Raw genomic sequence first — 25,143 nt, forward strand, 5'->3', positions numbered from 1 at the left:
ACTCCTTACGCAGCTCCAATAATGGATTTAGAGATTTCCTGGCTAGACCAGACGAGCACCGCTAACACGGCAGCGGCAAGAAGAAGCGCAGGGTAGAACTGCATGAGAAATGCGATGGGATCCATATTTTTATCAGGAGGCAATTCAATAAGCTGCTTCAACTGTTCATCGGTTACTCCCTGATGGAGCGCTTTCACAGCATCAAATTGCAGCAGCTTGTCACCAGATTTGGAGAGAACAACAGCTCCACCAAAATTGCCCCTAATGCCTTCAAACCACGAAAATGTTTTAGCAGCAAGACCGCCAATCCAACTGAGGAATCCCAATACCTGTGCTTTAGGATCATTAGCGTAATACTGGCGTAAAGTAATTTTTTGAACGAAGAAATGTTCTCCACGCAACCACTGTTGGTACACAAAGACGCTTACCCACAAAGCAACTAGTCTCAGAGTGGATGCTGCATACGATTTGAGATACGAGTAACCCCATTGTTTTGTCTCATCCGAAGCGAAGAAAGCGAAAGGGAGAGGTGCGAAAAGACTCATGATCAAAAGCTTGAACATGAGTACGGTCACCATGACTCGGATGACAATCTGAACAACAACACAAACAAGGAATGGGATGAGAAGGAGAACAAAGATTTTAATCTTCTTCACGCCATCCCAACCGGAGACATTTTCAATGCCCTTCAGCAAGATGGCTTCAGCTAAAGATGTATTCGTGTTTTTACCGTGGGTGAGAATCTGTTCTTTCGCATTACTGCCTTTCGAAAACATCCATTGCCCAACGTTTGAAATCAACTTGAGGACAGAACGCGCATTCAACACCAGCAGAAGGCAAATGCCCAGTTTCACCGCTGTACTCATAATCAAGCCCAAGAGAGCATCCCCCTGCGCTTCAAAACGGGAAGCAACCTTACTCAATTGCAACGCGAAAATAATAACAGCAAGCGCAGCAGCAATAGGAAGAACCATTGCCGTGGAGAGAGTCCCCATCGTATCCCACAGCCTGCTATCCCCACCAAAATTCAAAGGAGTACTCTTCAACAAATCAGTGGTATCCGTATCAACACCTTGAAAGATCATGTGCGCCATGCCTTTCAAGTCGTCATTACCTGCAATAGGAATCATGAGAAATACGCCTTCCCCTCTCCACGAACAATCTCACATGAGAACCACGGTTAGCCTTTAAGCCCTAACCAATTAGGAACATTCGCCACAATCGGGGCGAGAATAATAATGCCCACACCGCCAATAGCATTCACAATGTTGGAACGCGCCGACTGACCATCATTATCCTGATATTTCATGAAAGCTTGAATCACATTCCAAATCGCAACACCACCGCCAGCAACACCCAGAATCGTTGCCAACGTGGTGAAAACACCTGACAAAGCTTTCGCCACTTCCGCATTAACAGGAGCATCAGCAGCCAACGTCCACAAAGCCATAAACATGAGAAAATCCTTCCGATCTCACCAATAGGAACACCAGCAAGGATGCACAAAAAGCGCAGAAACATGCCACTCAGCGGCACTCACCCACAAGGAAGCAACAACCGTATCAACAAACCAACAGAAAGGAAAAACAGTAGAAAATGCAACTGATCATCGCAGAAAAACCAAGCGTGGCAAAAGCCATCGCCACCGCACTCGCCATTCACCCACAAACTGAACAAGGATTCATCAATCTCGGAACAGTAGATAACAAACCCACCATCATCTCCTGGGCAGCAGGACACCTCGTCGATCTCGACCAACCCGCCGCATACAAACCAGAATGGAAGAAATGGAACTGGGATGAACTGCCTATCGATCCTCACGGCAACTGGAAGTGGACTGTCCCCACAAACGCGAAAGCACGCTACAGTGTCCTCGTCAAACTCATGAAACAAGCAGATACCATCATCAACGCTTGCGATCCCGACCGCGAGGGCGAAGGCATTTTCACCCGCATCATCCAGCACGCCCACCAAGAAAACAAGACACTCCTGCGCTTGTGGGCGAACAGTATTGATGTTGACGGTATTCGCGCAGCATGGGAGAATCTCCAGCCAGCGAGTATGACACGAGGGTTAGCTGCCGCATCCGACGCACGAGCGAAAGCCGATTGGATGACCGGCTTAACCGCCAGCCGCGCATATTCTCTCCTCTATAACCGTAAGTGCGCGATCGGTCGAGTAGAGACTCCACTGTTGGCGATGATTGTTGAACGCGATCAGCAGATCGCAAACCATCAGCCCACACCTTTTTATCGTGTGCATATCCCCATGGATGGGTTCACTCTCGTCTCGCAAAAACTCGACACCAAACAGCAAGCAGAAGAATTGCTCGCTGCCATTCCTGATGAAGTGATGGTCACAGTTGAGCGCAAGCAGATGGAGCAGAAGCCACCACTGTTACATTCGTTGACGAGCGTGCAGCGGGAAGCCAACCAGCAAGCAGGCTTAACCGCAAGCGAAACCTTAGCCGCCTTGCAGTCCACGTATGAGAAAGGTTTGACCACGTATCCGCGCACGGACTCACAATACATCACCACAGATGATGTAACATCACTCGCTCTCTTGCTTGAAAGCTCCTTCCTTCAATCCTCCCAGTTCACCACTCAGATGAGCGGTAAGCATAAGGCGGAACAAGTAGCAAACAACAGGAAAGTAGAAGGGCACACTGCTCTGCTCCCGACCAACAAGTTGACGACTGATGCTTACGCCATACTCTCCGAGCGAGAGAAGACTGTGGTGCAACTGGTGGTGCGTCGCATGTGGGAAGCCACCAGCACTCCCCGCATTCACACGCAAACGAAAGTTAGTTGCACCATCAACAATGTTGAGTTCAGTGCAACCGGGGATACAACTATTGACCCAGGGTGGACGGTACACGAACCATCCTCTGCCAGTGAAAAAGGGAAGGAAAATCACATTCCCGAGAGTGTGGAAGACCACTCAATCTGTGCCCCAATTGGGGCGCTAAATTTCACTGAGGGCTTAACTCAGCCGCCAAAACCCTACACCGACAGCACCCTCCTCGCCGACATGGAACACGCAGGAAAACGAGTCGAAGACCAACAACTGCGTACCGCCATCAACGACGACACCAACCATTCCGGCGGTATCGGAACACCAGCAACCCGCGCATCCATGATCGAGAAAACCATCACAAACGGGTACGCACAACGCAAGGGAAAACACATCATCAGCACACCAGAAGGCCAACAACTCATCAGCGTGCTCGCACCAGGCCTCACCAACGTGGAAGCAACAGCACGCATGGAACAAGGCCTCACCCAAATCATGAACAACCAACTCAACGAACACGATTGGCTCACCCTCATCAGCCAACAAGTCGCCGGAATCCCCAGCGCCGCACAATCCCACTACCAAGAAAGCTTCAAGAAAGGAAACACCATGCAAGACCAACAATCGTATGGAAACTGCCCACAATGCGGACAACCCGTCATCAAAACTGGCAGCATCTGGCAATGCTCCACCAACAAAAACACGAAAACTGAATCCGGACAATGGACAACCAGCGGCTGCGGTTTTAAAATCTTCCCCACCATCGCAGGCCACAAACTCACCGACAAACAAGTCAGCAACCTGCTCGCCAACAAAGGAGTAAAAGCAACAGACCTCACGTCGAAAGCAGGGAAAAAGTTCACCGCCACACTCAAACTAAACCCTGAAACCCACCGAATCATCTTCGACTTCGGAAAGTAAACAATAAAGCCCAATCCGTAAGGATTGGGCTTTATCTATTCTGCTCGCGGAGAGAATAACACGAGCAGAATCATCTTCATTATGCGCAGGCTAGGATCACAATCGAGGGATCGTAAGGAAGTTAAGAACAATCTAAATCGCATCCCGGCCTACACCACAGGTAATCACCATTATCACCCCTCATGCCACCATTCTTCACCGAGCTCGACGAGCACCCCACTTCATCCACGCCAAATCAAGGAGTGCAAGAACAATCAGAACACCCGCAGCAATAAGAAGAGGCTCAACACCAGAACCAGTCGAAGCAAGCTTACCTTCTTGAGAGGAAGCCTCACTCACCACACGAGGATAAGAAGGAACAGTCACACTCGAATCATGAGATTGCTTTCCCTTCCCCTCAGCAGTGTTCTGCTCCCACACCGCATACAAAGTACGATCACCATCAACCATGAGACGTGAATCCACAGGAACACTCACCACAGCACTGCCCTCATGATCAGCCCAACCAACCAGATGATAACCCTGACGAGTCAAACCAACCTGAGTGGAAATACTATCCCCATCAACAGCATGAACAGTAATCACCACATCCCGCGGATCGTTAGAACGGAAGAGAATATTCCTCTCCGTTGGATGAGCAGGAGTCAAAGCAGTAATCGGAATAGCCTTCTTCCACGACGCATACAAAGTAGTATCCGCCTTCACCGTAAGCTCAGAAACTTTCTCGCCTGAACCATCAGTATTCACAAACCAGCCCATAAACTGGAAACCCTCACGCACTGGCACAGGGAGCTTCACCTGATGACCATAAATCTCATTCACAGCAGAAAAAGGAACAATCCCGAACAGCAAAGCAGCACCAACAGCAACAACAGCCAGTGAACGCCTCACACTCTGCAAACGCATCATTCTTCATCTACCTCACAAGGAAAAGAGAGACTCACACCAACCGTGAATCTGCATCAGAGGTAGACAACAAACCACAAACACATGCCACAACAACAAAAGGGTGAGACCGTTTTTCGGTCTCACCCTCTCACACTCCTCTCAGCGTGAGAGGAGTGTAGTAAACACCCGGTGAAGGGTGGAATTTTTACTTGCGCTTACGGGCAAGCAGAATACCTGCACCACCAGCAGCAAGCAGAACGACAGCCAACACGGCAATCACCGTGACGCTAGCACCGGTGGAGGCGAGCTGTGGGCGCTTACCATTCCAATCGTCAGACGCGGTGATGTTTGTGCCTGCGCACAGGCCGTCTGCGCCTGGGGTTGGCAGGCTGGCTGGCTTGTCGGCGGTCTTATCCTGTGCGGTTGTCTTGTCGCCCTGGGCGGCTGGCTGGCCGTTGTCAGTCACGACACCACCAATACCGTCACCACGGGGAGCGTCCAGATGAGAGACTGGCTTTTCTGGGATACGGTCACGTCCCGGCGCAACCTTCCCCGCACCTTCTGCCACGGCCTTATCCAACGCGCTACCGTCAGCAGGCTTATCTGCCTGTGGCTTGGTTTCAGGCTCGCTCGAGTTGTCTGGCAGGCTGTCTGGGTTGACTGGGCAGACGAGACGTGGCGTACCGGTGACGGTTGCCCTATCGGTGTGATACCCGTTTTCTTTCACGCCCGAGAGTTCACCGTAGACAGTGACCTGCTCACCCGGCTGCAACGTCTTGCCCTTGAGTGGGGTGAGGTCAATATCCTTCACCGTGCCGCTACCGGCAACAGTCTTATCCGACAACGTGATATCAGACAGTGGGGTGTTGCCCGTGTTGGTGATGAGGAAGCCAATCTTCGTGCCGTCTACAGCGTTTTCGAGGGCTTGCTTCGGGTTGTTGCGGTCGCCCAGCTTGAGGCCACTCTTCACGTCGTACTTTTCCACGCTCAACTGTGGAGTCTGGTCTGGCGTGCGAGTGACAACCTTATTCGACTTGAGCGGCTTACCGTTCAACGTTTCAGTGAACTGGTTGACCACCTGTTCAGCAGGCTTCAAACGCTTCACCTGAAGGTAAACCGTCCAAGAGAACTCATGCTTGTTCTGCGACAGCAAACCGAGCAGGGTCTTTCCAGCGGTGAACGTGAGGGTTTCCGGGTCAGCCTTCGTCAGGTTGAACAACTGGGTTTCCCCGTTCTTGGCGAGCAGGCTCTTGAGCTGGTCGCTTGGGGTGAAGGTGGAACCGGCGAGCTTACCACCCTTCTTCACCACTACCGTATCCCCGTCGTACAGGTCAGATGCCGCGTAGAGGGCGTACTGGCCGGTGAACTGGTCAAACTCTGCTGGGAGCGGGTCAGTAATAGTCCAGTCAGTAACCTTCGCATACGCGCGGTCAGCAGGAAGCAGGCTGGAGTTGAGCTGGTACAGGAAGTAATGATTCTTATACACAGCCTGATTGTTGATGCTCTTATCGCCCACCTTGATAACCACGTCCTTGGACGGGTTCAAGTCCTTGAGCGGGTTCTTCACCGTGTTGGTCTGACCGTGCAAATCATTAGTAATCTGCAAGGCGGTGTTTTCCACAACCGTGTTCGGGTCAACCTTGATGACCGTGTACGGCATGAGCACGTGATACGTGTGGCCGAGCAGAGCCTGGTCGATAGCCGGGTCAGTCAACGGATTATAGGTCTCGTTCATGGCGTAGGCCTTCAAGTCCTTCGGCTGGGTGGCCTTCACGGTTTCACCCGTGGCTGGAATTTCCGTGTCAACGAGCTTGGCGAACGCATAGACTGTGCCGTCAATAATCTTGAGATTGAACTTGTCGGACACGTCCTTACCGGTCTCGTCAGTAACCTTCAGGTCTTTCTCATCAATCTTGAGATACTTGGTGTTATACGAATCGACGATGCCGAGACGATACACCTTATAGGCCGGGTCTTTGATGGAGAGTGCGTCGAGGAGAATATCATACTGTCCCTTATCCCCCTTCAACAAAGTCTTACCGTCAATGGTGATGGACGGGTCGCCTTGAGCAGGGTGTTGCTCATCACCCTTATGAGGTTCTAGAACAGGTGGCTTATTCTCGACAATGTTAGAAGGCGTCAGCGAGTTTCGAATCTGGAACTCCCACTGATTATCCACCTTCTTCTTACCCGGAATGTCCTTGGACACGCGGCCTTCGAAACGCACTTGCAACTGTGGTGCACCCTGCTTCACCCACTCGTCAACCAACTTCTGGTCGGTGACGGTGAGAGTGAACGTGTGCTGCTTCTCATCAAAACGAGTGGTGTAGTGGGAACGTGCCACCATCTGCCCGTTAGACAAGTTCTGCATTTCCACAGTCTGCTTATCAGGGGTCAAGAACGTGTCGTACGTGTCGATGAACTTAACGTTCTTGACAGTGTAGCCGTCACCAGCCTTACTAAAGTCTGGCTTAGTCTGCAACACGTATTCAACCTTCTGACCAGGGAACACAGTCTTCAAGTTAATGTCGGACTGGTCGCCACCCTGAGAGGCTTCAGCACGCACTTGCTTCTTCACCGGTGGAGCATACACGCAAATATACGGAATGTTCGTGTCATAGTCAGCATTGTTGACAGTTTCCATACCGGTGTTGGTGAACTGTTCACCCTTATTCTTCTCCGAGTCGGGAAGAACGCAGGTGTTGATTTCATCGCCCGGCTTCAAACCCATGTCTTGACGCATCTTGGCTGCACCGTGGCCGTGTGCGAGAGCAATCTGTCCCGGAATCAACAGGGTCACTTGCAGTGGCTTCTGACGTCCCTTCGTGGTCAGCAGGAACTCAGGCTTCGCCGTAGCAGTCACCTTTGTACCCTTCTGGCTGATGGTGAACTGTTGCGTGATATCCGTACCCGTGTTCACAATGTCGGCCACGCTAGACTTCACGTCATCAGACGCGTCAGCCGCATACACGCGATACTGGGCGCGGTCGGCTGGCTGGAAGATGTAGGAAGCATTCTGGTAGTCATCAGTCAGGGTGAACGTGTCCATGTTCTGAATCAGGTCAGAGCGGACAACACCATTCACCACGCTGGCTACCGGGTCGCCGTCCATGAACACATGCTTATCCGCACCCGTAGCGTTCGACCAGTCAGGGTCGATAACAGCCGTCCACTTCCCCGTCTTCTCGTCTTGGCGAATCCAACTCTTATCCGGGGTTGGCTTCCACGTGCGGAACTCATGAGTATCACCGGTCATGGTGTGCGTCTGATTCCATGTGAGGGTTGGAGTGTCCTTCACGGTAGACATGTTCGGGTGGTCAACAGTCACGTCGAAAGTCCACTTCATGTCATGCGCGCTCGGAAGCTCCACATTCGGGTCTTTCCACGTAGCAGTCACGGTCTGGGAGGCGGCATCATACGAAAGATTGTAGAGGTTATCCACGTTCTTCTTCGCCGTCACGTCCTGCATGTGGATATTGTCTACGCTCAGCTTGTTGCCCTGCGGGTTAATCTTATCCACAACGGTGAGTTCGTAACCGCCCTTACCCGTGTTAAACGTGATGGTGGTCTGGTTCTTCATCAGGCTTGCGGAAACAGGCTTCTGAACAGCCTTGAGCAATGTCTGTGGTGGTTCTTCTGGCAGGACGAACGATTCAGCCGGGTCATGGTCTTGCGAGTCCACAGCGGCTTCCATATCGTCCTGCTTGGGAATCTGCAAGTCGAACCAATAGTTACCAGCAGCCCACCCGTGCGCGTGAGGCTCACCCAACTTCAAATCAGCAGGAGTGAACTCTGGACTCGTAATGCTCCCCGCCTGAGTGAAAGTAAACTCTTTTTCCGCCTGAGCGGCTGGAACATTCTTATTCCCGTCGAAGTGAAGAATACTCTTCGCCTTCAACGTCACACCAGTTGGAATATGTTGTTTGATTTCCTTGACGTCAACCACGTCATGGACGGGTTCAGTGTTATCTACTGCCGCGTTCGCTTTGATAGCACCCGTGGTCGCGTTCAAACCGTAGTTGGTGAGAACCATCGTCTCACTCTGCTCACGGTCAGGCATGTTCACACCAGAGTCCATATTATTCTGCTTATCAATGGTGATATCAAACCAGTAGGTGCCGATAGCCCACCCGTTCTTCCACCCAAAATCAGACGGGCGGAACTGAGGCGTGTTCGTGTCGCCTACATGGTCAATGGTGAAATCGTGGCGTACTGCCTTAGCAGGTTGTGCGCTCGCACCATGACCAGGCTCATAATTCAACCACACGGTCGCACCGAGCCTGTTTCCTGCTGGCCATTGACCTTTCGTCACCCTCGTGTGCACAGTGTCATACACCGGCTCATTATTACGCAGGTACATGTTACCCGGGTGAGCAGTCGTCGACACATCAACATGATAGGAAAGCGCAGGCTCGTCTTCATTCAGAGCAATAATCATCAACTCTGTGCTATGCGGATCCATATGATCCATCATCTCGTCTGCGAACGAGTCGATGGAACGACCATTCGACCACACCTGAGACGTATAATAATCAGTCCCTGAAGGCGTTGTCATTCGGATTCCATCTACTGATTGGTGGTAAGCGTTCTTCCAATCCTGAACGCTGAGATAACCATCTTTCGTGGAATCGTTAAATTCGAGACCATCTTTATCCCAAAGCAACACGGCAATACCCACAATACGAGGGTTCTTCAACTGACCACCAGAACGAGCCTTAATACTATCTCGCGCTTGATTCACAGCATGACTGATGAGAGCATCAGAACCGCCACCTCTGCGAAAGCCATTCTCATCAAGGAAATGCCTCACCGTGTCATCATTTAACCCACCGTAGCTATCTTTGTAGTACCAACCATACTGAGTACCACCATTACCGATAATGGTCGTACCATGACCATCACTGGTACCAGTACCAACACCAGCAAACGCGGCAGTCATACCGCCTGCCAGCGTAGCTGAGGCAACAATGGTTGCGATGCCTGCTCGCCAGTGTTTGCGTAATCGCTGTAAAAGAGACATACCAGTACTCTTCCTTTCTCTGCGATAACAATATTTCCTTCATGAAGAAAAACTGAGAAATCAACAGCCTCTCACTCAACAGGTTGAAAGCAATAATGAAACGACTGCCACGTTTCACCAGCCCAACCTCAGTTGAAAAGCCTTTCTGTTCTTCTTCATGCCAACACTCCTAGATAAAAAGAGAAACCTGAAAACGGGGAATGGAAAACCAGACCACCACAGCCAAGGCTAAAACATGCGACCAGTCAGATAACGCGAGAAAAAGACCAAAAAACAGAAAAGAAGAAAAAAGAAAAAAGAGATAGCTACGGTCACAAACAAAAAGAGAGGCTACCGTATAGGTAACCTCTCCAAGAAGAAACAAACCAGTATGTTAAACTAACCCACATTAACCGACAGTTTTACAACCGCCGCTTGAATCAAAGTTATATAGTTCAATTGCAGAAACCAACAATACGGCACCCATCTTCTGGAGTAGCCAGATTGCCATTCGATTTATAAATACTGCCTTCATTTCCGCCGATTCTCTTTGTTGTACCGCCGCCGTTATTTTGTGGTGCACTCGGTGCTGGCGCACGGTAGGTTTGAACAGGCGCGCGATAAGACTGTGCTGGCGCACGGTAGGTTTGTGCGCGGTAGGTTTGCGCTTGCTGAGCAGCAGCAGCGGCAGCTTGTGCTTGACGTTCTTCTTCCGCCTTGCGTGCAGCCTCCTCATCAGCCTTGCGCTTTGCTTCAACAGAGTCACGTACTGCTTGTTCTGCCTTCTTCAGTTCGTCGAGTTGCTTGTCGAGCTTGGTGGAGTCAGCAGTCTTATCTTGTGCGAGCTTATTGGAAGCGGTGAGAACAGTGTTTAACTGGTCAAGCGTCTTCTGGTCTTGAACCTTACCCTGAGAGTCTTTCACTAACTGTTGGCCAGCTTTCACTTCAGCAGTCAACAGGTTGCGTGATTGAAGGGTACGCGACGCGACAAGCTTGTCTACTGCACTGGTGAGGTTAGCGGTTGCGGTTTTCACGCGGGTGAAAGCACGCTTATTCTTACCCGCGTTCACCCTCAACTGGGCAGTGTTCAACGTGCTCGCACAGGAAGCAACAGTCACACTCACCGGCTTCACTGCGGTAGCGAGAGTGGTGTGGGTGGTCTTATCCGCCAGCTTTTTCACATCGAGCTTGACCAACTCGGTTGTCGCCTTCGCGCTCTGTTGAGTGTGCAGGTTGGTGAGTGCATTCTGTAAGGGTGTGACTGTTTTTACACACGCGCTTACCGCCTGGGAATGCTCATGCTGATGGTATGCGTAAACACCACCGGTTATCCCGCCTGCGAGAACAAGCACGCCTGCGGCGATACTCGCGATGAGAATGGTGCGCTTCTTCTTGGTGTTCACCTGTGGGGTGGGTGTTTCTTCCTCGTTCATGATCTTTTCCTCCACTCTCTATACCCCTTATATATAGGGGCTACTTTACTGAGCCTCAGGCTTATCTTCCTTTTCACTACGTTCCAGCTCATGCTGCAATGCCGCGGCAAAGAACTCACTCATCTGCCTACCATGCAAGAGACAGTAAATCTTCACCTGTTGCTTCAACGCAGCAGGAATAATCAACGAGGTCTTGACCATGGGCTCAGAAGGCTTCTTACCCGACTGGGCAGCCATACCCGCCTTCGCATTGGCATTAGGAACAAGATTCAAATTCTGCATTCTCAACTCCTTCAACACGACCAATTTCTCTCATTATATACTCTTAACCTCCTGCCTGTCCACACAGTCATACCGTCAACGGTATCACCGTACAGAAACTGATACATATCTACACTCACACCTGGGGAGAATACACATTCAAAAACCGGGAATGCTGACCATCAAACGTCAACGTAGCCACACCTGTTCGCCCGTTACGGTTCTTCGCGACAATCACTTGCGCTTCACCCATATGCTCACCAGGTGTATAAACTTCAGGACGATGGATCAGCAAGACCTCATCAGCATCCTGTTCAATTGAACCCGACTCACGCAAATCCGACAACATCGGACGCTTATCCTGACGCATCTCTACAGCCCTATTCAACTGAGATAAAGCTATCACTGGAACATTGAGTTCCTTAGCCAACAGTTTCAAGGAGCGGGAAAACTCAGCGACCTCTTGAACACGGTTATCCGCTTTCTTAGAAGAGGTCAACAACTGCAAGTAATCCACCACTATCACACCCAGAGGCGGCAATGATGAGCCACGACGGAGAAACTCCCTCGCACGCGCACGAATCTGCATCATAGTGAGCATCGCCGAATCATTAATATGCAACGAAGCAACTTTGAGCCTGTCTTGCTCACGACGCAGTAAATCCCATTCAGAAACCGTTAAATTCGCATTCATGATCTTTTCCAAGAAAATACCCGTCTGAGCAGCGAATACGCGCTGCATGATTTCATCCCTGCTCATTTCCAGAGAGAACACGAGAGCCGTCTTCTTCTCTTGGAAAGCCACATGACGAGCAATGTCCATCGCAAACGTGGACTTACCCATAGCAGGACGCCCCGCCACCACAATGAGCTGACCAGGCTTAAGCCCATGAGTCAAACAATCAACCTCACTAAAACCTGTAGAAAGGCCAAAGGAAGCACCCGAAGCAATATCCTGCAAGCGTTCAAGAGTCTCCTCTCCCACAGAATAAGCATCATGGAAGGAGTTCTTCTCTTTCGCTCGCGTCAAATCCAGCACTAACTGTTGAGCACGATCAATCACCATATCCACATCAGACTGGGAAGCTTTACTTCCCATCTCAGAAATGGTCACACCCGCATACATTAAATGACGAAGCAGAGATTGATCACGAATAATCCTGGCATAGCCCACGGCAGAACCCACACCAGCACCACTGGTCATCACCAGCTCAGAAAGATAAGGAGCTCCACCAACCTGAACCAACTGCCCATCCACTTGTAACTGGTGTGCGAGCAGAACTTGATCCACAGGCTGCCCCTGCGCATACATCTTCACCGCAGTAGAGAAGATGATCTGGTGACGAGGCTCATAAAAGTCTTGAGCATTCACCACGTCGATAACATCACTGAAAACCGTGTTATCAAACAAGAGGGCTGAGAGTAAAGCTTTCTCAGCTTCCGTATCATGTGGTGGCAATAAAGAGTTCATTACAACCCTCCAAAGGTATATACCGTTCTACCACAACTCACGATACCATACATACCGCTGTATGTATATACCGCTATAGGTATTTCTCTAAAAACTGGGTAACATCCGACACATCATGAACAGCACGCGCAACAAAGTGCAAACGAGAAGGAGACTTCAACATCATCATCGCCTGACGCAACTTCTCATGAACCTGCCGAGAAGTTAAACCATAAAGCTCAGCAATCTGCGAAACAGGAAGAGCCGCTTGATCCAAGCCATAATACAAGTTCACCATCAAACCCAAATCATCAGGCAAAGCATCCAACAGCTCACGTAAGATCCGATGAATCTCTTCAACATCCTGCCTCACCGAATTCACATCACCCTCAAGCAGGTCACCCAGTTCGCGCACATGACCATCATCAGAAGCAACAGGCTGATTAAGACTCTCCACAAACGCATCAGCAGCCAATAATCGAGAAACTGCTTTCCCATTTCTCACACCTAACTGATCAGCAATCTCCTCATCAGTCGCACCCTTCTGCTTTTTCAAAGCAATAGTCTTACGCAACTGAAAAGTCTGCGTCTTCGACAGCATCGTATGCCCCGTAAACTCATGTTTTGCGTGAGCAATCTCGCGCTTCACGACCGTAACGGCGTAACTCGCAAAGCGAGTATTTTGATGACGATCATAAAGAAAAATGGAATGATACAAGGCAATATAAGCAACCTGGGTGAGATCAAGATGATCCATAACAGCAGAGGACAGACGAGACGAGCGAGCGAGTCTCTCCACCAGGGGAGCAAACATCTTCAACAAATGAATTGCTGCACGCTCACCATCGGAGACCAACCACCGATAGTCTTTCACTTCATCTTTGGCGACAAGACCTTCAGAGAGTTGATGTTCAGCATAAATACCCACATCAACTCTCTCAAACAAGTCTCGTTCCTGTTCAACAGTGAGCATCATCACTCCACAGAAGTAAAGGAATGAATCACCGTGAACAGCTCAGAAAAAACGTCAGCATACCCACACAAGTGAGAAGGAACAGTGCCAAACACACTCTTCAAATCCTGACGCTTATCAATGACCGTATCGAAGCGTGGAGTGTGCAAAGTATCCAACGCTTCACTCGCATTCCTAAAAGCGCGAGTCTTCCTCTCACAACAACACAACAACAACGCAGCAGGAATTGACTTCGGCAACACCTCGAGCGTCGCCCAGGACTGCTGAAGATCAGTGGGGGACTCAGAAGAAGGAATCAAAACAAAATCAGCTTGATCCACAGCTTGGTCGAAAGCACGACCTGATGGTGGGCAATCCACGAACTCCCACACGTTCGGACTCGTGGCTTCTTTCAGCGTAACCAAATTCGCAGGCAGAACAGCAAACCCTAAATCTCGACCTTGTTCTTGAGCAACACTCATCCACAAACTCGCAGATGCTTGAGGGTCAGCATCCAACACTCGAGCATGATAGCCTCGCAGCTGGCAGGCCAAAGCAAGCATCATCGCCGTCGTGGTCTTACCCACACCACCCTTAGCATTAGCAATAACGATACGCATAATAACTTCCTTACTTATTCCCATGCATATTTATAGCGGTATGTCTCTCCATACCGTATTCTTTATTTACTTATAGGTTTCCAGCCTTCAAAACTGAGAGAAGCCTGACCTTCCGTACCGGTGTACTCTTGCGCAGAACACCGAAACTAGTCACGTTCTTGGCAAACAACATGTCCTTCTTCGACCACGCCTTCATGCTTCACCTCCCTTCACGTATCGCTTCAAATAAACCGCATCAACACCCAGCGTGTGATGTCGCCGCCTCATCGCCTCATCACGCAAAGCCCATGCCAACGCTGAAGGATGCTCATCCAACCATTGCTCAATAGCGTGCGGATCTTTCGTATCAACACCTTCGCCTTGCATACGTACCACCAGACGGCAGCGTTCGTGATAATCCAGGCCACCCACAATTCCCACCGTCAAGCCAGTAGAAACCGCTTGAGCAATCATCTTGTTGCGTTTCGGGTCGATCATGCCCAGCTGACGCCCCAGCTGAAGGTAAACGGGATCAGCAGGGGAAACAAAGCCGAAGAGCTGATCGGCAAGCCATTGAGGCAAAGCTTCAACTGAAAACGCTCGAGTTCTCTTCATCACGCCACCTCCAATCGCTCCAAGTGCGCCGCGTAAAACTCATCAAGCCACGAGTACACACTCGCCACAGTTCTAGGAAGGGATTTCACCGCCTGGTACACGTCATTCAGTTCGACGGGAACAGTGAGAATCAAGTGATCTTTCGTCATTCGCGAGTTAAAGTTTCGATCCTGCCACCAGGCTTGCGCCTGCCGACGAACTTCAGTCTCGTCACGCTGGGAATCAGCAGCAACAGAGGTTTCTTCGCGAACTCGAGTAGAGCGAACCACGCCGTAGGAGCTTTTCTCGCTCAAGAAAACTTTCAAGCTCATCACGTAGCGAACTTCCTGACCTGCTTTCGAGGCTAAATACGCTTCAGCCGCAGCTAAGATCGTTTCCACGCCCACATCAGCAACCGCAGCACACCAGCGAGGCCACAACGTGCGAGTATTACCTGGAGCTTTAGGCCATAAGCTTGCAAGCTTGTCAAAATCAGATCGCGTTTTCGCAAACTCAAGATCATTTTCAAAATGTTCCACAAGCTTGCTCACACCTAAAGCCGTTTTCGGTGCACAAACAGGAAGCACGGAAGAATCCTGATCGTCATCCTCGCTCACACTCTCAGCTTCCATCTCCTCCTGAGGGAGAGGAGAGAGAGAAATATAACTGGTTATATCTCTGGTTTGGGTGACATTTTTGACCAAATTTTGTCGGGGGTGGGGTGACAATATTGTCACCCCTTCTTCATCAACGACCGCTTCGGAAGAAGCGCAAACCTCATCACACGATTCTTCTTGAACAGTATTCATCATCAACTGCCATACGTGCGGACGACGACCAGCAGGATAATGTTCAGCAAGACTTTGATTACCAGAACGAATAATGAAGTGCTCTTCAAGCCACGTCAAATAGCGTTGGATACTACGATCGCTCAACCCCGTACGATCCATGATCGTGCTGATACTTGGCCACGCCTGATCACTACCAGGGCGGCAAAAGTCAGCCAGAATGAACAGGACACAACGTGCACCTGAAGGGCAGGAGTTCAACTGTGAACTGGAAGCCCACCGAAAAGCATCGAGACTCATAGGATTCTCTCTTCTCCTCAAAAATTTCAGCAAAAGTACAGAAAGAAAATATGCATTTTCTGCAATTTCTTGCTAAAATCACGATTGCGGGGTTCACTTCTACCGATACGAGCAAAGATCAGGACGAACTGAATCCGCATCGCCGGTAAAGGTTCTACGCCTTTACCGGTTTTTTCTTTTTCGTCAAAGCGTGAACGTCAAGATCAAGATCAGGCCACAAGCCCAAAACAAAATCAGCAGAAATGCCAAACGTGCGATAAATGATTTGCAAGTCTCGAGCATTCCACTGCCTCTTACCCTCAAGTTTGTTGACAAAAATATGCGAGGGAAGCTCACAAAGATGGGCTGCTTGCACAGGGCTAATACCCTGCTCGGAAAGCCAATCCCTAAAGACTTGGTATGAATTGTTTCTTGCCATACCAATGATTCAAGCAGAAGAAAGAATGTTAAAAAAGAGAGTTGGAAGGTGGGGAATTATCTGCAAAAAATCGTGAGAAATAATTCCTAGTCGGTTTCAAAACCGCTATATAACTCTTGAACAGGGATTCCTAGAGCTTGAGAAATTCTGAAAACATCACCCACACGCCAATGTGTTCTACCAGTCATTTTTCTCGAAAAGACATAGCTGGGAATGCCTACGGCCTCCCTCAGCTTCATTTGAGTCATACCCTTCTTCGCCAGCCATATACGAATATTCATGCTAATGATCTCATCATCAGTGAAGTCACTCACGTTGTACAAAGACATAAAACCCCTGACCTTTAACATTCCTTTACGATCAGGAGAAAACAGTTTTGAAAGTAAAACTGCACCGAAGTTACGAGCACCTTCTGTGCCCCCGCAGGGACTCGAACCCTGGACACGCGGATTAAGAGTCCGCTGCTCTAGCCAACTGAGCTACAGGGGCTTGCTTTCTGAAGCCAAGAGATAACTATAGGCGCTTCACAATGAAATGCAAGTCTTCGGCGAGTCTGGCGTGTCGCACGCACAGTATGAGGCGCGAAAACGCACTCACTCAAACAAAGAGCTCCCGACGCATGCACATCGAGAGCTCTTTATTCATCTGCTCAGCCGAGAGGCGCACTTCACGGCAAACAGCCCGCCGCATAGCTCAAGCCGAGGCGCAGTACAAGCCGTGGCTCGCAGTGCACCTTACAGCTTGCCCAACAAACCATGGTCACGCCCATCGCGAGCAAAAGCTGGAACAGTGTCAACAGGAGCAGCAACACGAAGAGTTTGACCGCCCTCGTAAACAACGCCGGAAGCCAGATCCGTCCAGGAAGCGCCAGCAGGCAAGTACACGTCACGTTCTCGCGCACCCACAGACGTCACAGGTGCGATGAGCAAATCGGGGCCATAGAGGTACTCATCGGCGATATCAGCAACCTGAGAATCGTGAGGGAACTCGTAGAACAAGCCACGAACGAGAGGCGCACCAGTGGCTGAAGCCTGTTCGAAAAGCTCGCGCGAATAAGGGCGAAGAAGCTCACGAATACCAATAAACTTGCGCAACACGTGCTCTACCTGCTCCCCCATTGCCCAGGGTTCATTTTCCACTCCAGAAGGCGAACGACGAGAGCCATCAGCAGCTCGCACATCAATACGACGCCACGAACCGTCAGATGCTCGACCACCGCGGTCACCATGGTTGCGCATTACTGCTGAGAAGCACGAGAATTGAGCCCAGCGGCAATACAGCTCACGGAAATCAGGATCATCGACATTGCCTGAGTGGAAACCACCCATATCAGTGGTAAACCACGGAATTCCTGCCATTCCCATGTGGATAGCGCAGGTGATTTGAGCTCGCAAGTCGGCGAAACTCGAGCGCACATCGCCAGACCACACGAGCGAGGCGTAGCGCTGAGAGCCCGCCCAGGCGCATCGCGTCAAATTCACAATCTCACCTTCACGGCCCATGGCAAGCTGGCCTTCGTAGAAGCCGCGGTTAAAATCGCGCGGGTATGTATTGCCGACTTGTAGCACTGGTCCGGTGGAATAGCGATAGTTGTCGAAGCTATAATCTTGGAATTCTGGTTCGGCTTCATCGAGCCAGAAGCCGTCGATCCCCAGCTCTGCGTAGTTTTCGCGGCACTTGTTCCACACGAATTGGCGAGCTTGCGCATTCGTCGCATCGTAGAATTGGCTTGGCCCTTCAAAAGCCATGCCCATGTTGACGCCGCGCTGGGTACCTACCAGAAGGTTCTTTGCCTTCAGCTCGGCATAGTTTTCGCTGTCCCAGCCTACTTGTGGCCATACGGACACCATGACTTTGATTCCCATGCTGTGCAGTTGTTCGCACATGCTTTTGACGTCGGGGAAGAATTCTTCTTCGAAGCGGAAATCTCCCATATGTGGCCAGTGGAAGAAGTCGATGATGATCACGTCGATGGGGATGTTGCGCTCTTTGAATCCGTGGGCAACGTCGAGAACTTGCTTTTGGTTGTAGTAGCGCAGTTTGCATTGCCAGAAGCCTAGTCCCCACTCTGGCATGTGGGGTGCGTGGCCTGTGACGTCGGCGTAGCGGCTTTCAATGGTGGCATACACACTGAGATTGTCACTGGCTTTCGGCGCTGTTACCCAGTAATCGAGGTGTTTGGTGGAGTGAGCTTCCCACAGGGTTTGGTTGCGAGCGAAGTTTACTCGTCCGATTGCTGGGTTGTTCCACAAGAATCCGTAGCCGTGGGAGCTGACGACGAAGGGGACGGAAGCTTGTGAGTTGCGGTGTGTGAGTTCTAGTGTGCTTCCTTTGAGGTCAAGAACGGGGTTTTGGTATTCTCCCATTCCGTAGAGGTGCTCGTTTTCTGGGGTTTTGAAGCTTGCTTGGAGGCTAAAGTCACCGCCGAGGTGAGCGCGGAAGGAGCGGGCATGCAAGCTCAGTGCTCCCCCGCTGCTTGATTCTGCGAAGAGTGGCTTCCCGTCAGCTGTTTCAAAGAAGATGCGACAGGAGGATGTTGGCTCGTCCATTTGCCCGCGCCCATAGTTTTCTTCAATGCGTACGACGAGGTTGCCGTTGCTCAGCGTTGCGTTGTGGCCTTCGATGCTGACGTGAGGCTGTGCTTGGGCGAGTACCGGGGAGGCTTCGTCTGTGCTCAGTAAGGCTTGCGGCAGATTATCACTGATGGGTTGCATCCAGCGCGAGCGTACTCGAACGGAGTCTTGCCCCCAGGCTTCGATGCGCAGGTATTCTCCGTTGCCGCGCCATTCGAGGCCTTTCTCGTCTGGCGTGAGGCTCAGTGTTGACAACATTGTCATGCGTTTTCCTTTCAACGGTTATGTCGCACATTCACCTCATCAATAAGGCGATGAGGTTTGGTCCCCTTGTTCAAGAACTGCTATTCCCTCTCGCTCTACAGCACGCATGCGTGTTGATAATCTTAAGCCATTCAGCTAGCCAATAAGCCCGTCAGCAGCGGCCAGACGCTCGTACTCAGCGCGCGTCAAGCTCAACACACCACCATGCTTGGTATGAGGAGCCATATAAAACTCCTCAGATTCCAGCGGCTCAAAGCCCTCATCAGGGTTCGTACTCACCATAGGGCGGTAACCGATGGAAGGGATGACATCGACGTACAGGTACCACTTATCCTCAGAATGGGAAGCAAAGAGAGCCGGGCCTTCGACGCCGCCCGGGTTGCCATCAGGATCCCACGAGGCACCCACCTCATCTTGAATAATATGCCAGTCTGCCTCAGGCTCCCACCAACGAGGAGAATCTGTGTAATCCAACCAGATGCCTGGCTGAGGCCCATTATCCTTTGTCGCACGATATGTTCGCACAGTCCCATCGGCCAGGCGACGCTGAAGCATTGTCGTATCAATAGTGGTGTGACCGCGGTCAATGAACACACCGCCAAATTCGAAGGTTTGCTGCTCGAAATCTTGGGTTGCTCCCCACAGCACGCGGGCATAGACGGCGGGGTCTGCATGGTGAGTATCATCGTCGTCAAACAAAGTGCTGGACCAGTAGACGACGAAAGCTCCCCTGCCTCCTGGGTGACCTTCTGGATAGTAGTTTTCGACCCAGGTTGCTTCGGGTGCCCATGCCATGCCCAGTTGTGCGTGTGTTCCGTCTGCTCGTTGGCTCATGTCGAGCGTGTGAGGTTCGCTCCAGTGGACGAGGTCGTCGGAGTACCAAATGATGAGGTTAGTGCTGCCGTGGTGGGAGAAGGCATACCAGTCAGGGCCCCCGTCAGAGCCGGCGCCGTGGGCGAATACTTGCAGGTCGGTGGCGAGGATGTAGACGCGGCCGGTGTGTGGGTTACGCACGAGGTAAGGGTCGCGCACTCCTTTGGTTCCCAGCGGTGAGGTGAGGATAGGTTGACCGTTGTTGAGTGGCTTCCATTTCTCAGGATTGTCACCGTCGGAGAGGTCGAGGTAGATTCGTTCGGCATAGTGCTCTGGGTCCTCGATGAAGTGGACGAGGAGATAGCCGTACGCTTCGTCTGTGGTGGTGGCTGGTTGTAGTTGGTTATTGTTATTGGGTTGCGTGATGGGAGCGCTTGCCGTGTTGTTGAGTTGTTGTGGGTGGTTAGTGTTGTTGAGTTGTTCTGGCGACATCGTTGTCTGTACCTCCGCCTGCTCTGTAACGTTTCACTAGTGGCGTATATCAGTTTATCAAGGCTGAGAACACTGACAAGTGTGTGTACCTTAAAAGCGCATCTGTCAACAAAAAGTGCCCATGCGCTTACACGCATGAGCACTGATAATCTCCTGGTAATCTTGCGCCACTCGACGTCAGAACCGGGAGCAAAAATGGTGATCGACTTTGCCGTAAACCATTTCATCACAATGCTCGAGAACGGCAGAACAATGCCAATGACGAGCATGTAACCGATGACGAGCCACTGGGTAAGCGAGGCTGCCGCACCAAAAGCCTTCGACAAATCAGGAAGTGCAATGTTGAGTGCGATCTCGGAGTACATTCCCGTAAAACCGCCCATGTACAAGCCCATGAGCACCATATAGGGATGTTTCACGTGAAGCCTTGCCGCTGGTGCTGCCTGTGCGGCCTTCATATTTTCCTTATTCGTAGAATTCATCAGAGCGGTTTTATTACTCACGCTCGTCAATACCTTTCCTCAATCACGATGAACACGGCCACAACAAAAAAGCGGACAGCCCTTGCGGGCCTCCGCCTCAGCGCGAAAACATGAAATGCGCGAACCGCGTTCACCGAGCAGCTTCGCCAGCTGCCACACAAGCTTTTAGATTATTCACAATTCACATTCCTCATAAGCGCGTGTCGCGAACTCCTCACTTTCCTAGGAAATATGCACGCTGGTAATCTTGAGAAATTTCCCCAGATTATCAGAGCCGCAGGCGCAATTTTCCAGTATTGTGGAGTGTACGGGGAAGGCAATTCAAGGAGGAAAGCCATGCCACTGCACTACACGAGCGTCGCGGACGCAGGAATTCAACCGATTAATCTGGCGCAGATGAGGCAGGACGTGCACCTCGACTTCACGCATGCCGCATGCCTTCTCTCCGTTGAGCCTGAGGTTGTGGAAAGGTGGGAGCGTAACCTCGAAGTTTTACCTGTTGCCGTGTATAAAAAGTACGTCGCCACGCTGGAAAAGGCTGGGCGCATCTATCAGCAAGACCCCGATAACCTTATCTTCACCATCGATCTGGCGAGCCTCGATAGGCTGGACCACCCCATGACCTATACGGCATGCACCGAGGAGTATGTGGAGCAAGTGCTTGCCCTGGGAGTCGATTTCCCTGAAGATTTCTGGCCTTATGAATTTGTGCCCGAATACCCTATTGTTTTGCGCGAGCAGATCGCCTATGAGACCGAAGGCATCGAGCCCTACCCTGGGTTTGGTGAGGCATGGGAGACTTTTCAGGACAATCTGGATGAGGTTGACAGCATTGTTCACCAGATTCTCGCGGACCAGGGAGGCAAGGTTCTCTACGACGATGACGACTATTACGGTTACGACTTGCCTGATGGCGTCAATTTTGAAGGCGATTCTGTTGCTCTCGCAGATTTAGCGCGCGAGAACAATACCTTCGACGACGACAGCACCTTCGACGATGACGACTTCGACGACGGCAGCACCTTCAACGACGGCGACTTCGAAGATGCCAATGACGCCGACGACGATTTCAGCGAGTCCTACACCGATGCCAACTTCGCAGATTTCGCTGCTCGCCTCTCTCAATTCAGCTCTGGCCAGGAAGATGGAGCACCTTCCCTGCGCTATGACAATGGCGCAATCCATTTCGAAGTAGTCGACCTCGACGCCGGCAAAGATGCTGATACGCAGACTGACACGGGCGCAACTCGCAGTGCAGCATTGGATGCTGATACCAATGCAGATGCTGTAACCAGTGCAAACGTCAATGCAAACGCTGAAGCGAACCCGATTCCCATCACCTCCGCGCGTATCCAGCGCGGTGATGGCTCGCTTTCAGCTTCACACTCTACCCCACCTAGCGAGTGACTCAGCAGCTCGCTTAGCCAAGCAACCCAAACAGCCACCGCCCGCTCAAGTCACAAGGCCTTTCCCGAGCGCTTGACTAAGAAGTCACGCAAGTGAGGGACACTGATACGCAGAACACCGCGTTCAGGAGATTCAATCACATTCTGAGCGAGCAAGGACATGCGATACTTGTTCACCCAGCTCCTGCTCCTGCCAGTTTGAGCGACCAGCCGTGCCACCGTTGCGCCAGCCTCTTGTGGTGTGCTCACCTGCGCAATAGCTTCCAACAGTTGCCTCTCACTGGCAGTCAGCTCGTGCAAGATCGGTTCACAGACCGCATCGTCGAAAGCGAGCAGCGCATCAGCAGTGCCAATCTTGAGGTGTTGAGCTGTAATTTCCGCGCTTCCTTCTGTCTGCGCCGCTTGCCACATGTAGTAGCCAACCAGCTGGACCATGTAAGGGTAGCCGCCGGAAAGTTCAGCCGCCTGGAGAGCACAACTCTGGCTTATTTCCTTGCCCGATTCGCGCACCGACTGAATATATGCATTTTTCACGTCTGGAATAGCCACCGAATGCAGCTCGCGACGCAATGCTCGGCGCAAAAATGTAGTAACACGGTTGTTCGTCAGCCCGTTGACCATGCGCGGCAGGCCGGCAAAAACGAGCGCAATCCCCTTCTTTTCCTCGTCAGCAATGTTCTGCTCGTCCAAAGTAGTGATGACATGTTGGACAGCAGTCGCAATGTTGACTAGGTCCTGCTCGCTAATAGCCTGGGTCTCATCGATGGTGATGAGAAGTCCCTTGCCTTTCTTGATGTACTTGCTTTGTATCGCCGCCAGTAATGCCTCGCGAAGGTCCAGCGCCGCCCTCTCTTTGCTCACACTGGCCTCTCCTATACTTACTGTTCCGAGTCCAGCAAGATTAACACTCGGCGATAATGAAGCGTGAATCTGCGTGCTCGGCTGCGTGAGTGCTGCAAGCAGACGTTCAGTGAGACCCGTTGAAGCAGTGTCCGAGATTGTTTTCCATTGTTGTTCTTGTGCGATTTTTCTCAGCTGTGTGAGGAGTACCGTTTTCCCGTAACCTTGCTTTCCAGTGAGAAGCATAATTCGCCCTGGAGCTCCTGCACCATTGATCAGTGCTTCACGAAAGTCGTTGAGAACATTCTCACGGCCGATCACAATAGGAGGCATCTTACCTGCGGTCGGCTTAAAGGGGTTCATTGCAAGCTTCTCTCTCGTTCGTTATGCTGCAGAGATAATTCTTAGCTATTATTTGTACACCATTGTACATGCTTGTACACGAATGTACACCTTTGTCCACGATTGTGCACGATTGTATACTATTGTCCACGATTGTGCACGGTTGTGCATGAATGTACATACTTGTACACGGCTGTATACGAATATATTCGCTTGCCCACATTTTTCTTCTATCCTTGATTCATCAAGGAGATTGCAATGGATGAAATTGACGAAAAACTGTTCGCCCTGCTCGAAGGCGTATGGACGGAAGAAGAGAAAGAAGCCCACGATCTTGAAGATTGCGGTGAATCTTTCATCGCGACATATTGTGCATATAAATCAATGCAAAAGCACCATATCTCCGTACCCGAAAAGATTAAACCGGCGGTACTTGGAATCGTCAAAGATTTTTTATAGGAGGCTGGCATACATTTCTCAATGACAATCTGTGGAACATGTCACCTCTCTCACTTGAGCATGCTTTCATGTATTGAAGCCAGTACATAAATAGGCGCTCCCGGACTCTCTTCCCAATACACAGCAACAGCGGGTAGCTTGCGCAGACTAACGCTCTCAACTATGGGCAGAAACTACCATACTGGCCATGATGTCCATGTTTCTCAAGTCTCTGGAATGACAGGCTTCCGAAACGGCATGCCGTTGACAACCTTGCGAACGAATGTTTCTCAAGTCTCTGGAATGACAGGCTTCCGAAACACCACTGCACATCAGCCGTATGATCAACGCGTTTCTCAAGTCTCTGGAATGACAGGCTTCCGAAACAAAGTCAAGGTTTACGAGGCTTCTGTGATCGTTTCTCAAGTCTCTGGAATGACAGGCTTCCGAAACTTAACGGTAGTACGATCAGCGCGCAAGTCAGTTTCTCAAGTCTCTGGAATGACAGGCTTCCGAAACCAGCCTGCATCGTCTCAAGTGCATAAAGCGGTTTCTCAAGTCTCTGGAATGACAGGCTTCCGAAACATACCATCACACGCCCCACCCTTCAGGCTCGTTTCTCAAGTCTCTGGAATGACAGGCTTCCGAAACCCTTAGCCCTGGCTTCCTTCTCACTCTTCAGTTTCTCAAGTCTCTGGAATGACAGGCTTCCGAAACTGCGCTTGCGGGTTGTTTTGAGTCCCAATTGTTTCTCAAGTCTCTGGAATGACAGGCTTCCGAAACGGTGTGCAGTGCTTTTTATTCTATCATCTGGTTTCTCAAGTCTCTGGAATGACAGGCTTCCGAAACAGAAGCATCGCGTACCATGCCCGCGACCGGGTTTCTCAAGTCTCTGGAATGACAGGCTTCCGAAACAAAAACACGATGCCGAGGATGCAAGCGACAGTTTCTCAAGTCTCTGGAATGACAGGCTTCCGAAACTGTATATTGTCGACATGGACAGCCAGCTAGGTTTCTCAAGTCTCTGGAATGACAGGCTTCCGAAACCTTGACGGCGCGGCATGTGCATTTGCGGGCGTTTCTCAAGTCTCTGGAAT

20 protein-coding genes, 1 tRNA gene, 1 pseudogene and 1 CRISPR repeat array are annotated in these 25,143 nt (G+C 50.9%); of the genes and pseudogenes, 4 read left to right on the forward strand and 18 right to left on the reverse strand.

Going from position 1 to position 25,143, the window contains the following annotated elements; genetic code table 11:
• Positions 1-5 precede the first annotated feature (5 nt).
• Both AEAE_RS05255 and AEAE_RS05260 read right to left on the reverse strand, forming a co-directional pair.
• Entirely contained in the window at positions 6-1,130 is a 1,125-nt protein-coding gene (locus AEAE_RS05255; protein ID WP_094690041.1) for a VirB6/TrbL-like conjugal transfer protein, CD1112 family, read from the reverse strand.
• Between the two features lie 50 nt (positions 1,131-1,180).
• The gene (locus AEAE_RS05260; protein ID WP_148139973.1) at positions 1,181-1,450 is read right to left on the reverse strand and encodes a hypothetical protein; all 270 of its coding nucleotides are present in this window, start codon (positions 1,448-1,450) and stop codon (positions 1,181-1,183) included.
• Positions 1,451-1,596: 146 nt separating this feature from the next.
• Between AEAE_RS05260 and AEAE_RS05265 the strand changes: the two genes are divergently transcribed.
• Complete coding sequence (locus AEAE_RS05265; RefSeq protein WP_094690043.1) at positions 1,597-3,714, forward strand: type IA DNA topoisomerase; 2,118 nt, start codon at positions 1,597-1,599, stop codon at positions 3,712-3,714.
• 195 nt (positions 3,715-3,909) lie between these two features.
• On the opposite strand, the gene AEAE_RS05270 is transcribed toward AEAE_RS05265, so the two are convergent.
• The 15 genes and pseudogenes from AEAE_RS05270 to AEAE_RS05335 all read right to left on the reverse strand — a co-directional run bounded on the left by AEAE_RS05270 (position 3,910) and on the right by AEAE_RS05335 (position 20,538).
• Complete coding sequence (locus AEAE_RS05270; protein ID WP_094690044.1) at positions 3,910-4,623, reverse strand: InlB B-repeat-containing protein; 714 nt, start codon at positions 4,621-4,623, stop codon at positions 3,910-3,912.
• A gap of 184 nt (positions 4,624-4,807) precedes the next feature.
• A complete protein-coding gene (locus AEAE_RS05275) occupies positions 4,808-9,622 on the reverse strand; it encodes an LPXTG cell wall anchor domain-containing protein (RefSeq protein ID WP_094690045.1) in 4,815 nt (1,604 codons plus the stop codon).
• Between the two features lie 434 nt (positions 9,623-10,056).
• Positions 10,057-11,034, reverse strand: coding sequence for a hypothetical protein (locus tag AEAE_RS05280; protein WP_094690046.1), 978 nt, complete (start codon positions 11,032-11,034; stop codon positions 10,057-10,059).
• A 45-nt stretch (positions 11,035-11,079) separates the two neighbouring features.
• Positions 11,080-11,316, reverse strand: a complete 237-nt coding sequence (locus tag AEAE_RS05285) for a hypothetical protein (RefSeq protein ID WP_094690047.1) — start codon at positions 11,314-11,316, stop codon at positions 11,080-11,082.
• Between the two features lie 115 nt (positions 11,317-11,431).
• Positions 11,432-12,766, reverse strand: coding sequence for a replicative DNA helicase (gene dnaB, locus AEAE_RS05290; protein ID WP_094690048.1), 1,335 nt, complete (start codon positions 12,764-12,766; stop codon positions 11,432-11,434).
• 73 nt (positions 12,767-12,839) lie between these two features.
• Positions 12,840-13,721: a sigma-70 family RNA polymerase sigma factor gene (locus AEAE_RS05295; protein ID WP_094690049.1), complete on the reverse strand. Its 882-nt coding sequence runs from the start codon at positions 13,719-13,721 to the stop codon at positions 12,840-12,842.
• Entirely contained in the window at positions 13,721-14,317 is a 597-nt protein-coding gene (locus AEAE_RS05300; RefSeq protein ID WP_094690050.1) for a ParA family protein, read from the reverse strand. The genes AEAE_RS05295 and AEAE_RS05300 overlap by 1 nt, the downstream gene beginning before the upstream one ends.
• A gap of 192 nt (positions 14,318-14,509) precedes the next feature.
• On the reverse strand, positions 14,510-14,911 hold the full coding sequence (locus AEAE_RS05305; RefSeq protein WP_094690051.1) for a hypothetical protein: 402 nt from the start codon (positions 14,909-14,911) through the stop codon (positions 14,510-14,512).
• Positions 14,911-15,522 (reverse strand): hypothetical protein, encoded by a 612-nt coding sequence (locus tag AEAE_RS06930; RefSeq protein ID WP_244569627.1) that lies wholly within the window; start codon positions 15,520-15,522, stop codon positions 14,911-14,913. Before AEAE_RS06930 ends, AEAE_RS05305 begins: the two co-directional genes overlap by 1 nt.
• A 267-nt stretch (positions 15,523-15,789) precedes the next feature.
• Positions 15,790-15,978: pseudogene (locus AEAE_RS07080) on the reverse strand (helix-turn-helix domain-containing protein); the annotation flags it as partial.
• A 154-nt stretch (positions 15,979-16,132) separates the two neighbouring features.
• On the reverse strand, positions 16,133-16,396 hold the full coding sequence (locus tag AEAE_RS05315) for a hypothetical protein (protein ID WP_094690053.1): 264 nt from the start codon (positions 16,394-16,396) through the stop codon (positions 16,133-16,135).
• An 86-nt stretch (positions 16,397-16,482) separates the two neighbouring features.
• On the reverse strand, positions 16,483-16,746 hold the full coding sequence (locus tag AEAE_RS07085) for a helix-turn-helix domain-containing protein (protein WP_148139975.1): 264 nt from the start codon (positions 16,744-16,746) through the stop codon (positions 16,483-16,485).
• Between the two features lie 65 nt (positions 16,747-16,811).
• Positions 16,812-16,885: transfer RNA gene (locus AEAE_RS05325), tRNA-Lys, on the reverse strand.
• Between the two features lie 245 nt (positions 16,886-17,130).
• Positions 17,131-19,233: a glycoside hydrolase family 31 protein gene (locus AEAE_RS05330; RefSeq protein WP_094690055.1), complete on the reverse strand. Its 2,103-nt coding sequence runs from the start codon at positions 19,231-19,233 to the stop codon at positions 17,131-17,133.
• A gap of 135 nt (positions 19,234-19,368) precedes the next feature.
• Complete coding sequence (locus tag AEAE_RS05335) at positions 19,369-20,538, reverse strand: glycoside hydrolase family 43 protein (RefSeq protein ID WP_244569628.1); 1,170 nt, start codon at positions 20,536-20,538, stop codon at positions 19,369-19,371.
• 135 nt (positions 20,539-20,673) lie between these two features.
• Here AEAE_RS05335 and AEAE_RS06795 point away from each other — a divergent pair, with 135 nt between their 5' ends.
• Complete coding sequence (locus tag AEAE_RS06795) at positions 20,674-20,811, forward strand: hypothetical protein (RefSeq protein WP_158520522.1); 138 nt, start codon at positions 20,674-20,676, stop codon at positions 20,809-20,811.
• A gap of 545 nt (positions 20,812-21,356) precedes the next feature.
• A complete protein-coding gene (locus AEAE_RS05345; RefSeq protein WP_094690056.1) occupies positions 21,357-22,427 on the forward strand; it encodes a hypothetical protein in 1,071 nt (356 codons plus the stop codon).
• A gap of 50 nt (positions 22,428-22,477) precedes the next feature.
• On the opposite strand, the gene AEAE_RS05350 is transcribed toward AEAE_RS05345, so the two are convergent.
• Positions 22,478-23,629, reverse strand: coding sequence for an ATP-binding protein (locus tag AEAE_RS05350; RefSeq protein ID WP_094690057.1), 1,152 nt, complete (start codon positions 23,627-23,629; stop codon positions 22,478-22,480).
• Between the two features lie 237 nt (positions 23,630-23,866).
• On the opposite strand from AEAE_RS05350, the gene AEAE_RS05355 reads away from it, so the two are divergent.
• Positions 23,867-24,067 carry a hypothetical protein gene (locus AEAE_RS05355; protein WP_094690058.1) on the forward strand — a complete coding sequence of 67 codons (201 nt, stop codon included), beginning with the start codon at positions 23,867-23,869 and terminating at the stop codon, positions 24,065-24,067.
• Between the two features lie 198 nt (positions 24,068-24,265).
• A CRISPR array of direct repeats spans positions 24,266-25,093; the repeat unit is 36 nt; unit sequence GTTTCTCAAGTCTCTGGAATGACAGGCTTCCGAAAC.
• The last annotated feature ends 50 nt before the right edge of the window (positions 25,094-25,143 follow it).

Origin of the sequence: Aeriscardovia aeriphila (assembly GCF_002259595.1) — a bacterium.
Lineage (GTDB): Bacteria > Actinomycetota > Actinomycetes > Actinomycetales > Bifidobacteriaceae > Aeriscardovia > Aeriscardovia aeriphila.

Bases quoted from the DNA above. Each gene is read 5' to 3' on its own strand.
- AEAE_RS05255 (WP_094690041.1), bottom strand. From the start codon at position 1,130: ATGATTCCTATTGCAGGTAATGACGACTTGAAAGGCATGGCGCACATG.
- AEAE_RS05260 (WP_148139973.1), bottom strand. From the start codon at position 1,450: ATGGCTTTGTGGACGTTGGCTGCTGATGCTCCTGTTAATGCGGAAGTG.
- AEAE_RS05265 (WP_094690043.1), top strand. From the start codon at position 1,597: ATGCAACTGATCATCGCAGAAAAACCAAGCGTGGCAAAAGCCATCGCC.
- AEAE_RS05270 (WP_094690044.1), bottom strand. From the start codon at position 4,623: ATGATGCGTTTGCAGAGTGTGAGGCGTTCACTGGCTGTTGTTGCTGTT.
- AEAE_RS05275 (WP_094690045.1), bottom strand. From the start codon at position 9,622: ATGTCTCTTTTACAGCGATTACGCAAACACTGGCGAGCAGGCATCGCA.
- AEAE_RS05280 (WP_094690046.1), bottom strand. From the start codon at position 11,034: ATGAACGAGGAAGAAACACCCACCCCACAGGTGAACACCAAGAAGAAG.
- AEAE_RS05285 (WP_094690047.1), bottom strand. From the start codon at position 11,316: ATGCAGAATTTGAATCTTGTTCCTAATGCCAATGCGAAGGCGGGTATG.
- dnaB (WP_094690048.1), bottom strand. From the start codon at position 12,766: ATGAACTCTTTATTGCCACCACATGATACGGAAGCTGAGAAAGCTTTA.
- AEAE_RS05295 (WP_094690049.1), bottom strand. From the start codon at position 13,721: ATGATGCTCACTGTTGAACAGGAACGAGACTTGTTTGAGAGAGTTGAT.
- AEAE_RS05300 (WP_094690050.1), bottom strand. From the start codon at position 14,317: ATGCGTATCGTTATTGCTAATGCTAAGGGTGGTGTGGGTAAGACCACG.
- AEAE_RS05305 (WP_094690051.1), bottom strand. From the start codon at position 14,911: ATGAAGAGAACTCGAGCGTTTTCAGTTGAAGCTTTGCCTCAATGGCTT.
- AEAE_RS06930 (WP_244569627.1), bottom strand. From the start codon at position 15,522: ATGGAAGCTGAGAGTGTGAGCGAGGATGACGATCAGGATTCTTCCGTG.
- AEAE_RS05315 (WP_094690053.1), bottom strand. From the start codon at position 16,396: ATGGCAAGAAACAATTCATACCAAGTCTTTAGGGATTGGCTTTCCGAG.
- AEAE_RS07085 (WP_148139975.1), bottom strand. From the start codon at position 16,746: ATGTTAAAGGTCAGGGGTTTTATGTCTTTGTACAACGTGAGTGACTTC.
- AEAE_RS05330 (WP_094690055.1), bottom strand. From the start codon at position 19,233: ATGACAATGTTGTCAACACTGAGCCTCACGCCAGACGAGAAAGGCCTC.
- AEAE_RS05335 (WP_244569628.1), bottom strand. From the start codon at position 20,538: ATGTCGCCAGAACAACTCAACAACACTAACCACCCACAACAACTCAAC.
- AEAE_RS06795 (WP_158520522.1), top strand. From the start codon at position 20,674: ATGAGCACTGATAATCTCCTGGTAATCTTGCGCCACTCGACGTCAGAA.
- AEAE_RS05345 (WP_094690056.1), top strand. From the start codon at position 21,357: ATGCCACTGCACTACACGAGCGTCGCGGACGCAGGAATTCAACCGATT.
- AEAE_RS05350 (WP_094690057.1), bottom strand. From the start codon at position 23,629: ATGAACCCCTTTAAGCCGACCGCAGGTAAGATGCCTCCTATTGTGATC.
- AEAE_RS05355 (WP_094690058.1), top strand. From the start codon at position 23,867: ATGGATGAAATTGACGAAAAACTGTTCGCCCTGCTCGAAGGCGTATGG.